Raw genomic sequence first — 8026 nt, forward strand, 5'->3', positions numbered from 1 at the left:
CCACAAGCATAAATGTGTGAATTTGTCGTTTGCAATTTTTGATTCAAACGCAGGCGATCGCGTTGTGTTTTCACCCCCACTGCTTCTAGATTGAGCTGTTCGAGTTCTGGCTGTTGTCCGGCACAAAGTGCAATTTCATCAAATTCCATAGCTTCGCGATCGGCTTGAACCCATTTTTTGCCCTCAATGCCTTTGACTTGAGTCACGGTAGTATTGGTGAGAACGCGCACCCCCTCAGCTTCGAGAATAGCTTGCAATAACTGAGCAATTTCTAGATCTTCTCTGGGTAAGATGTGAGGACGCTGGACAATTAAAGTGACATCTAAACCCAATCGTGCTAATGCTTGTGCTAACTGACACCCATTTGGATCGCCACCGAGTATTGCCCAACGTTTCGGTGGGTTCGGAGAAGTCAACGACGAGAAAACCTCGGTAGCGGTTAAGTATCCTGTAACTGCTAGCCCTTCAATCGCGGGAACTATCGGACGTGGGTTAGTGGCAATCAGATATTTCCGCGCTGCCAAGCAACGATTATTAACTACAAAGCCCAGATTTGGCTGAGCGACAAACTTACCCTGCCCTAGAATAAAATCAACTCCTAAAGCAGCTAAAACAGTAGGTGAATTCTCCTCTGCTAAATTTGACTGGACGTTTTGCGCCCACTGCATTACCCGTTCCCACTGAATGGAAACTTGACAGTCATCGATCGCGTTTCCATGACTCGAACGCAAGCCAAAATTTCCCATCTTTTCCCATTGTCGAGCTAATTGCCCGATGTGAAAAAGGGTGTGGGGTGTGGGAAGTGTGGGAAGTGTGGGGTCTAGAGAATTTTGAATGCGTGAATTGTTTTGCTCCCCTAGCTCCCCCAGCTCTCTTCCCCTGCACCGAAGCACTCCCTGCTCCCTTTCTACTAAAGCTACGGTAGCATTCTGTTGTGCGGCGATCGCGGCGGCGTAGCGTCCGGCTGGGCTACCGCCAATAATTACTATGTCGTAATCTGCCATAGTGCTTTGATGAGGCGCTCGTTTTCAGTTGTAGAGCGCACGGCAACCCGAAAATAGCGATCGCCCAGTTCGGGAAAACTAAGACAATCTCGGATTAAAATTCGCTCGTGTTTTAATAGCTGTTGTTGGAGTTTTGAACTCGGTCGCTCAGACTCTACCAATAAAAAGTTAGCAGCACCAGACAGAGGTTGCAATCCTGGAATCTGAGATAACTCCTGCTCTAATCGCGCTCGTGTAGGTGGTAGCCATGCCCAAGTTTGTTGCTGAAACTGGGTATCTTGAAGTACCGCGATCGCCGCAGCAACGGCAAGAGTATTAACTGCCCAAGGATCGCGTCGCGCCAGCCAACATTTAAGGCGTTCGGGATGGGCGATCGCGTATCCCAATCGCAGCCCTGGCAGGCTGTAAAATTTAGTCAGCGATCGCAAAATGACTAAATTAGGATATTTTTGCACCAATGGGATCAGACTTTGGTCCGCTGCTGGTGGTAGAAAATCCATAAAAGCTTCATCCACCACTACCAAAGCAAATTGCTCCAGATAGGGCAGAATTTCTTCTCTTTGCCACAACCATCCCGTAGGATTGTGCGGATTGTTGAGCAGCAAACCAGAATTTGAAGGAGTGAGGAGCGAGGAGCGAGGAGTGAGGGGTGAGTGGTGTGGGAAGTGTGGGAAGTGTGGGAGGACACTCGAACAATTTTCTCCCTCAGCTCCCTCAGCTCCCTCAGCTCCCTCAGCTCTCTCAGCTCTCTTCTCCCCCTTGTCTCCCTTGTCTTTCCCTGCTCCCTGCTCCCTACTCCCTGCTCCCTGCTCCCTACTCCCTGCTCCCTGCTCTGCTCCCTGCTCCCTGCTCCCTGTTCCCTCTAAATCCAACGGACACTCGATCGCCTTTGCACCAAACGCTGTCAGCGCCCGCCAGTAGTCGCCAAAAGCTGGAGTCACGAGGTAAGTTGCAGCTAATTCAGATAAATCCCAACCCGCCCACGTAAGTAAATCTGCCGAGCCATTCCCCGGCAGAATCCATTCTGGTGGTAACTGATGCACCTGCGCTAGAGCCGTTCTCAGTTCGCTGTAATTGGGATCGGGATAGGAACTGAGTTGGCTTATGGCAGATTGAATTGCAGCGATCGCGCTTTGGGGTGGTCCCAAAGGGTTGATACTAGCCGAAAAATCGAGAATCGCATCGGAGTCACAACCCGCGATCGCTGCTGCCCAAGCTAAATTTCCTCCATGTACAGGTTGCATCCAGTTCGGGTTTCCTGCAAGAACTTTATTCTCAGTCTTCGGGAGGAGCGACTTTTTCTTTAAATAGCTTCCCTGCTGAGAAAGCCGGAACTTTAGTTGCCGGAATTTCCATTTTATCGCCAGTTTTCGGGTTGCGACCTTCGCGAGCTTTGCGCTCCCGCGACTCAAAAGAGCCAAAGCCTACTAGTGTCACTTTATCTCCTGTGGAGACTGCATCGATAATGGTTTCCAAAGCAGCAGTCAGAACGGCATCTGCTTGCTTTTTCGTCACGCTTGCCTTTTCAGCAATTGAATCGACTAATTCACCCTTGTTCATTTCATTCTCCTGTGAGTTAACAAACTACCTCAAAACAAGTGATTCTGAACTCTCGCAACCTGAGCTTCAACTTTTGGCTGTGGCTAGTTTGCCCACTAAAATCGCTGAAACTCTCATTGGTTGGATATTTCATTGACCTATTCTAAGGTCTGCTTGCCAAATATAGATCGTTAAAACCTTTAAGTTATATGGATTTCAGGATTTTTTAGACAATTGCTCGATTTTTTCTGCACAATTTTTGATGAAATTCTGCCAATTGGTTTTTTGACGCAAACAAAAAAAAAATATCCGATATAATTTCTAGGCTATTTTTGATTATTTTGAGAATTAGTTTGCGGCTCTGGTGATTTTTTTGGCGGTGCTGAAGCCTGTTTCCACTCCGCGAGGGTTCTGTTGACAGCATTTTCAAAATTAGTAGAGACCAATAGTACGCTAGTTTGAGCGGGTTGTGGAGTCGGTGGATCGGCTTGAGCGTACAAAAAACTACGGTTAAAATCTGGCTGACCCAAGACCAATCGATGAGTTTTCCCATCCTGCAACTTAACTTCTACCGTCGCTTGAGGTTGCTGCAAGCCATAGTCAGAGAGCTGTGCGGCGGGTACGGTCAAAACGCGATCGCTCTTACTACTGACCAACAAATCTAACAAATAGGCGATCGCTCCCTCACTGGCTGGAGCTTTATCGGGAACCTGCATTTGCCAACCTGTCTTACTATCCTTAGCGCGATCGAACTGTAAAGTTTGGTTGCGAGTCTTAACATTTAGAGACTGAATTTGGTCTTCTTTAAACGTAAATATTTGTTGCTGCTTTTCTCGTGCTTCCTGGCGTTGAGGCGTGCCTTGAATTTCATAAAAGTACACAAACCCCCCCATTCCCAGCGCAAGGAGGAGCAAAATTAAGGTCGTGCGTTTCATATGAGGAGCGAGTGAGGAGTGAGGAGTGAGGAGCGAGGAGCGAGGGGACTAGGGAAGGGTGTAGGGAGCGCACGAGCAGGGAGCAGGGAGTAGGGAAAAGAGAGCTTCAGGTGCAGAGGAGCAGAGGAAGCAACTCAAAATTCAAAATTTCCCTACACCCCACACCCTACACCCTACACCCCATTCTTTACTGATAACTGATAACTGATAACTGTCATCTCCGCAGCCACCACAGCAATACAGCGCAGGCAAAACCAATGACTGGCAAAATGACTAGAGAGATCCAACCTAGAAGATTAATTTGTAGGGGAGTAAGATTCAGGCGGCGCTGTTTTTGTTCTTTGGGGCGCACGGATAGAGTTTGTTTGTTATCTTGACTGCTCAACCAGCTAACGGAATTTAAGAACACGTCTCCATTCAATTGCTGCTCGAATAATCCATCGATCGCAAATTGAGCGTTACCAATAACTACCATCCTGGCTTGAGTTGTCTTGGGAGCAGAATTAGCTACTGGCTCGGCTGAGACGACGCGATTGAGGGCGTAACCTATAGTTAAAGGACCTTTGCGATCGCTTGCCGGATCGAACCGCAATGGTTGAGATTGTATGTCGCTTTCCGCCCAACTTTCGGCACTCGTTTGTAGAATTGGCGTTGCTTCCACTCCGGTGACTGGTTTGCTGTCAATTGCTCTCGCGCCACCGAAAATCGATAGATTACTCCCAAAATCTTGTGTAATTGGATGTTGTCCGTAGTTATCAACCACAGCAAAAGCAGGTCCAAAACCGATTGCTTGTCCGGCTGGATCGATAATCACTCGGTTATCTAGGGTAAGTCCCCAATTTTGCAGCAGACTATCTAAATTGGAGTTTGTATTTGGGTCGAGGAGTAGCATCAAACTTCCACCCCGTTCTAAATACGCGCTTAAGGCTTTGACTTCTTGCGGAAATAATCCTCGTTTGGGACTAGCAACGATAACTACAGTCGCATCTTGAGGGATCTTCGCTTGCTGGGCTAAATTCAGTGGTTCGGCAGCAAAGTTTCTATCTTTAAGTGTATTCAGGGCTGAGGACAGCTTACTCTGTTCCCCGATCCCAACTTCGCCGTGACCTTGAAGGAAATAGACTTTTCCAGCGCGATCGCTCGTTACTTGCTGAATTTTAGTTGTCAGTTGCACTTCTGACAATCGCCCTTGTCCGACCGATTGTATGAACTGTCGCCGATTGCCTGCTTCTATATAAACATCACCAAACGATCTCACGCCAAACTTTTGAGCTATCCCTGGTCGTGTTTGGGGATCGACATACTCAAAACTAAACTGCGACCCTTGACGGCGATAATTTTCTAATAATGCTCGATCTTGAGGGTTTTGATTGCGATCGAATACCCACACCTTAACGGGTTGAGATAAATTTTGGACAATTTGACGCGACTGGGGAGCTAAGGTATAAAGTCCCGTTTCGGTGAAATCGATCCGCGTTTGGTAGCGAGTGGCTAAGAAATTAATTAGTCCGAGAATGACCAAAACTGCTAAAGTCGCTGCGATCGCATTTGTTCCCGCCTGAGTCGAACGTCGCTTCCACCACTTAGTTTTATAAGCTTGCCACGCCAAACCCAGCACGCTTAAAACAGCGCCAGCAGCAATTAATCCTAAAGGGACAATTCCCCAACTACCTGCTACGGTTCCCGCTGTTAAGCCCATCAGAATCAGAAAGGGACCGAGCAAAAATAGATATTGCCAATAAGTTTTTTTCGTTTTTTTAGCAACGGTTTTCATAATAGTTTTCTATTTGACTACAGCAGAAGAGATTCCCCCAACCCCCCTTAAAAAGGGGGACTAGAGGCAGTTGTTAACAACATAGTTTTTGTTAAAAAATATTAGTTTAGTTTCATTCATATTGGGCTAAAACTTCTAAAGTAGGAGATTCTAATTTCAAGACTTCTGTGCCAAAAGTTTCAATATGGAAACGAATCGCCGATCTCACATCTGACAAAGCTTCGTTGTAACTATTGCCTTCACCAATAACAGCTCCTTCAATTCCGATTGGATAAGCAACGTAACCGTCGGAGTGTTTTTCTACAATAATCTTGATATTTTGCATCCAAATCTATTCTCCAGTATGAACTAAAATTCATTTCTCTCGATAGTTAAATTTTTTCTTTGCTACATCAAGTAATAACTGGTAGACTGCTTTCCCCTCTGGTTTTTTTCGTGTCTTTGCACGATGAAGGGCTGTAAGTTGCATCCAGCCAGGAATAGTTGGATTAGCACCTGCATCAATTAGTAGCTTGGCAACTTCAAAATTACAATTTCCTACAACCTCGCCAAGAGGAGTATCACCAATTTTGCTCTCATCATGAGCGGTTGCATCTGCACCTGCTTCAAGCAACAATTTTATAACTGCAATATGTCCTTTTTGCGAGGCATAATGTAACGGAGTTTTACCTAATTCATCAAAATCGTTAACTGGGCATCCCTCTTCGATTTGCTGTTTTACTGAGTCTTCGTCCCCATCTTGTGCTGCAAAATGCAGGCGACAGTAATTATTACAGAAGTCTACATCTTCCATAAATTAGATATGTTGTATCAGACAACTGTCAATATTACACCTTGAACTTTGTAGGGTAACAAATCGATGAGAAGCCAAGCGCATCACTAAGAACGCTGAAATCTTAAAGCATCGATCGCCTGTGCGGTGAGAAAAATGCCTAAAAGAATGTAACTGAGAAAAACAACTAAACTACTAGAATCAAAAATCCCTTGTATCCAGTTAGTGTAATGCTTGAGTAAGGAAAGATGACTCAAAATTGCACCTACTGGCGTACCGCTAAGATTTTGGGCGATCGCATCGATAACCCAAAGAAACAAAATTAAAGCAAACGTAATAATTGCTGCCAAAATTGTGCTATCGGTGAGAGAAGAAATGAACATTCCTAGAGATAAGATTCCTGCCGCTAATAGGATGAGTCCCAAATGTCCCATCAAGGGAACAACTGGAAATACGGCAGGGTTCGCAGTACTTAAAGCAAATGCTTCATAAGCAAAAATTGGCAATATCAGCGTTAGAAAAAATGTAACAACTCCTAATAATTTCCCTACAGCAACCGCCCAGTTTGTCACAGGAGAAGTAGCGAGTAATTCCAAAGTCCCGCGCTTGCGTTCTTCGGCATACAAACCCATTGACAATATAGGCAAGATAAATAAAGCCAAAGAACCCATGATTCCCAAGAAAGCCTGTTGAAACTCGTAAGCCACATCAATCGGTGAGGCAGGAACTCCAGGTTGCTGCCCTTGCAGTAAATCTCTTTGAGCAACTTGCTGAATAATTCCTTGTGGACCCAACAGAATCAAGGCAAAGAAAAACCCAGATAATAACCAAAATATACCCGCGATCGCATAAGCCAAAGGCGAGACAAAATAGCTTTGTAACTCCCTTCTATAAATCGCAATGATATTACCAAAAATCAAACGCATATTAATTTACTCTACTCAATACTCCCGACTTCACTGTACGGGCGGGTTTAGAAACCCGCCCCTACCGACCCCGACTCACTTTCCATTTGCCTTTCTTCCATAGTTAGTTCTAAGAACACATCTTCTAAAGATGCTCGCGTTCTTCGCATTTCGTAAATTTTCAATCCCATTCCGACCAAAACGGCAACAATATCTGGTCCTGGCTCCGTATTAGGTTGGGAAACAACTCGCAGCACGTAGCGATTGGCTTCTGTGGTAGATATTGATTCTACCGATCGCACGCTGGGCAGCATTTTTATCAATTGTTGCGCCGCCGCGCTATCGCCTTCAGTCTCAATTTCGTATCCTGCACCACCAGTCAGATTTGCCTCTAAACTGTCGGGAGTTCCGGTAGCAATGATTTGTCCGCGATTGATAATGGCGACACGGTTACAGGTCATACTGACTTCTGGCAAAATGTGGGTAGACAGCACGATTGTATGGCTATCAGCAAGACTTTTAATTAAATGACGGACATCAATAATTTGGCGGGGATCGAGTCCTACCGTAGGTTCGTCAAGAATAATCACTGGGGGATCGTGAACGATCGCTTGAGCGATCCCCACCCGTTGGCGAAACCCTTTGGAAAGCTTGCGAATCAAAACGCGCCGTTTTTCTTGTAGGTTACACCGTTCTATTGCTGCTGTTACCCGCCGACTGCGATCGCCTGCGGCTACTCCCTTCAGTCTTGCTACAAAATAGAGAAATCCTTCCACCGTCATATCGAGATATAGAGGTGGTGTTTCTGGTAAATAACCAATCCGCTGACGCACAGCTAAGGACTGTTCGTGGACATCATAGCCTGCAATGCGTGCCGTACCGCTACTCGCAGGTAGATAGCCCGCTAAGATCCGCATAGTTGTGGTCTTTCCAGCGCCATTGGGTCCAAGGAAACCCAAAATTTCTCCCGCTTCCACGCTGAAAGTCACGTCCTGAATCCCAGACGTAGAACCGTAAGTTTTACTCAAATGTTCGACTTCAATCATGAGTCAGTTATTAGTAAAGAATGGGGGGTGGGGTGTGGGGTGTGGGGTGTG

General features: G+C 46.0%; 9 protein-coding genes. All 9 read right to left on the minus strand.

Annotated features, from left to right (window positions below):
- The coding region (locus tag ACRC32_RS01575) for an FAD-dependent oxidoreductase (RefSeq protein WP_438552332.1) at window positions 1-1004 on the minus strand (1004 nt) is incomplete at its 3' end.
- Complete coding sequence (locus tag ACRC32_RS01580; RefSeq protein ID WP_438552333.1) at window positions 986-2248, minus strand: pyridoxal phosphate-dependent aminotransferase; 1263 nt, start codon at window positions 2246-2248, stop codon at window positions 986-988. The genes ACRC32_RS01575 and ACRC32_RS01580, both read right to left, overlap by 19 nt.
- 31 nt (window positions 2249-2279) lie before the next feature.
- Window positions 2280-2564, minus strand: coding sequence for an HU family DNA-binding protein (locus ACRC32_RS01585; protein WP_015156000.1), 285 nt, complete (start codon window positions 2562-2564; stop codon window positions 2280-2282).
- 305 nt (window positions 2565-2869) lie between these two features.
- Window positions 2870-3478, minus strand: coding sequence for a DUF4340 domain-containing protein (locus ACRC32_RS01590; RefSeq protein ID WP_438552334.1), 609 nt, complete (start codon window positions 3476-3478; stop codon window positions 2870-2872).
- A 214-nt stretch (window positions 3479-3692) separates the two neighbouring features.
- On the minus strand, window positions 3693-5252 hold the full coding sequence (locus ACRC32_RS01595; RefSeq protein ID WP_438552335.1) for a GldG family protein: 1560 nt from the start codon (window positions 5250-5252) through the stop codon (window positions 3693-3695).
- Between the two features lie 112 nt (window positions 5253-5364).
- Window positions 5365-5577, minus strand: a complete 213-nt coding sequence (locus tag ACRC32_RS01600) for a type II toxin-antitoxin system HicB family antitoxin (protein WP_438552336.1) — start codon at window positions 5575-5577, stop codon at window positions 5365-5367.
- Between the two features lie 30 nt (window positions 5578-5607).
- Complete coding sequence (locus ACRC32_RS01605) at window positions 5608-6045, minus strand: ankyrin repeat domain-containing protein (RefSeq protein ID WP_438552337.1); 438 nt, start codon at window positions 6043-6045, stop codon at window positions 5608-5610.
- Window positions 6046-6131: 86 nt separating this feature from the next.
- Window positions 6132-6950 (minus strand): ABC transporter permease, encoded by an 819-nt coding sequence (locus ACRC32_RS01610; protein ID WP_438552338.1) that lies wholly within the window; start codon window positions 6948-6950, stop codon window positions 6132-6134.
- Between the two features lie 47 nt (window positions 6951-6997).
- Complete coding sequence (locus tag ACRC32_RS01615) at window positions 6998-7975, minus strand: ATP-binding cassette domain-containing protein (protein ID WP_438552339.1); 978 nt, start codon at window positions 7973-7975, stop codon at window positions 6998-7000.
- Window positions 7976-8026 lie beyond the last annotated feature (51 nt).

The sequence above is a fragment of the Chroococcidiopsis sp. genome, from assembly GCF_051657925.1.
Lineage (GTDB): Bacteria > Cyanobacteriota > Cyanobacteriia > Cyanobacteriales > Chroococcidiopsidaceae > Chroococcidiopsis.

What these genes read in the sequence shown, in the direction of transcription:
- ACRC32_RS01590 (WP_438552334.1), bottom strand. Translation starts at nt 3,478, where the DNA reads ATGAAACGCACGACCTTAATTTTGCTCCTCCTTGCGCTGGGAATGGGG.
- ACRC32_RS01580 (WP_438552333.1), bottom strand. Translation starts at nt 2,248, where the DNA reads ATGCAACCTGTACATGGAGGAAATTTAGCTTGGGCAGCAGCGATCGCG.
- ACRC32_RS01605 (WP_438552337.1), bottom strand. Translation starts at nt 6,045, where the DNA reads ATGGAAGATGTAGACTTCTGTAATAATTACTGTCGCCTGCATTTTGCA.
- ACRC32_RS01595 (WP_438552335.1), bottom strand. Translation starts at nt 5,252, where the DNA reads ATGAAAACCGTTGCTAAAAAAACGAAAAAAACTTATTGGCAATATCTA.
- ACRC32_RS01600 (WP_438552336.1), bottom strand. Translation starts at nt 5,577, where the DNA reads ATGCAAAATATCAAGATTATTGTAGAAAAACACTCCGACGGTTACGTT.
- ACRC32_RS01585 (WP_015156000.1), bottom strand. Translation starts at nt 2,564, where the DNA reads ATGAACAAGGGTGAATTAGTCGATTCAATTGCTGAAAAGGCAAGCGTG.
- ACRC32_RS01610 (WP_438552338.1), bottom strand. Translation starts at nt 6,950, where the DNA reads ATGCGTTTGATTTTTGGTAATATCATTGCGATTTATAGAAGGGAGTTA.
- ACRC32_RS01615 (WP_438552339.1), bottom strand. Translation starts at nt 7,975, where the DNA reads ATGATTGAAGTCGAACATTTGAGTAAAACTTACGGTTCTACGTCTGGG.